This is a genomic window from Polynucleobacter sp. 39-46-10, assembly GCF_002282275.1.
Genome location: NZ_NCJB01000437.1, coordinates 1 through 1,636, shown reverse-complemented (window position 1 = coordinate 1,636; position 1,636 = coordinate 1). Strand labels below are relative to the sequence as shown.

Below are 1,636 nucleotides of genomic sequence, written 5' to 3'. Positions count from 1 at the left end.
CTTGCTGGCGCCATCTTGAATAGATCGCCTGAAGAGTTGTCAGTTCGACGTGGCCATGTTTTAGATAAAGCCACTGGTGAGCAATTGCTGCCATTTAGCGAGATTGGTCGTATTGGTTATTTCCGTACGGATACCCTGCCTGTGGGCTTCTCTGCTGATTTGATGGTTACACGTCATTACACCCAAAAAGAATATCCATTCATCTTTACTAATGGCGTTCAGGCTTCTTATGTTGAAGTGGATCCTGATACCGGATTTGTAAAGCTCTTGAAACATTGGGCAGTTGAGGACTGTGGTCGCGTATTAAATCCTATGCTGGTGGATGAGCAGGTACGTGGAGCTATTGTTCAGGGAATTGGGGGCGTACTTTTTGAGGAGTGTCTCTATGACGATAGTGGGTTGCTACGCAATGGCAGTATGGCTGATTATTTGGTGCCGATGGCCAATGAAATGCCAGATATTGAAGTAGCCCACGTGGAGACGCCAACCCTGTCATCTAAGTTGGGGGCAAAAGGTGCAGGTGAAGCCGGTACTGCTGGAGCTCCTGGAGCCGTCCAGAATGCGATTAATGATGCTTTGGCGCCGTTTAATACTGCGGTGTTTGATCAGCCTATCACTTGTGAAAAGATTCTGAAGGCTCTTGGCAAGGTCTAATCAGGAGCTCTCCTGAATTAGTGCATTCCCGGTATCGACCGGGTTGTCGCTTCCTGTAACATCAAGTTTTGATCATCTGCAAATCCCCTCTGAGGGGATTTGCGATTAACTTGATATAGCGAATAAGAACATGTCTCATTTAAAAGGTAAAACAGCTCTGGTCACTGGCTCTACAAGTGGCATTGGTTTGGCGATGGCCATTGGATTGGCGAAGCAGGGCGTCAACATCATGGTCAACGGTTTTGGTGAAAAAGATGCCGCTATCGCTGCGATCAAAGCATGCGGAGTAGAGGTGGATTATCACGGTGCTGATATGAGTAAGCCTGCTGAGATTGAAGATCTGATTAAGCAAACTGAAGCACGTTTTGGATCACTTGATATCTTGGTGAACAATGCAGGTATTCAATACACAGCTAATGTGGAAGATTTTCCGGCAGATAAATGGGAATCCATTATTGCCATTAATCTCAGTTCAGCTTTCTATACCTCTCATCATGCCTTACCTGGAATGAAGAAGCGTAACTGGGGTCGCATTATCAATATTGCCTCTGTGCATGGTTTGGTGGGTTCAGTTCAAAAGTCTGCTTACGTTGCTGCAAAGCATGGCATTGTTGGCTTAACTAAAGTGACTGCTTTAGAGAATGCTAAAACTGGAATTACCTGCAATGCGATTTGCCCAGGCTGGGTTCTTACCCCTTTGGTTCAAAAACAAGTGGATGCCCGCGCAGAGCGTGATGGGGTTTCAAATGAAGAGGCTAAAAAGGCCTTGGTCTCCGAGAAGCAGCCCTCCGGCGAATTCGTGGCTCCCGAACAATTGGCCGCATTAGCCATTTTCCTTTGCGGTCCCGATGCCTCCGAGGTGCGTGGAGTGGCTTGGAATATGGATGGTGGCTGGACAGCCCAGTAATCCATGGGTGGGGTTGATGCAGTCAGCCCCATTTTTTCACGCTCAAACAAAATCGCCAGAATCGACTATAGTTAG

The 1,636-nt window shown here is 47.2% G+C and carries 2 protein-coding genes; both read left to right on the top strand.

The annotated features are described in order from the left end of the window. A partial coding sequence (locus tag B7X71_RS16560; RefSeq protein WP_293601543.1) for a molybdopterin cofactor-binding domain-containing protein occupies window positions 1-654 on the top strand: 654 nt, incomplete at its 5' end. 130 nt (window positions 655-784) lie between these two features. Further along, window positions 785-1,561 carry a 3-hydroxybutyrate dehydrogenase gene (locus tag B7X71_RS16555; protein WP_293601542.1) on the top strand — a complete coding sequence of 259 codons (777 nt, stop codon included), beginning with the start codon at window positions 785-787 and terminating at the stop codon, window positions 1,559-1,561. Window positions 1,562-1,636: the final 75 nt, after the last annotated feature.

Bases quoted from the DNA above. Each gene is read 5' to 3' on its own strand.
- B7X71_RS16555 (WP_293601542.1), top strand. From the start codon at position 785: ATGTCTCATTTAAAAGGTAAAACAGCTCTGGTCACTGGCTCTACAAGT.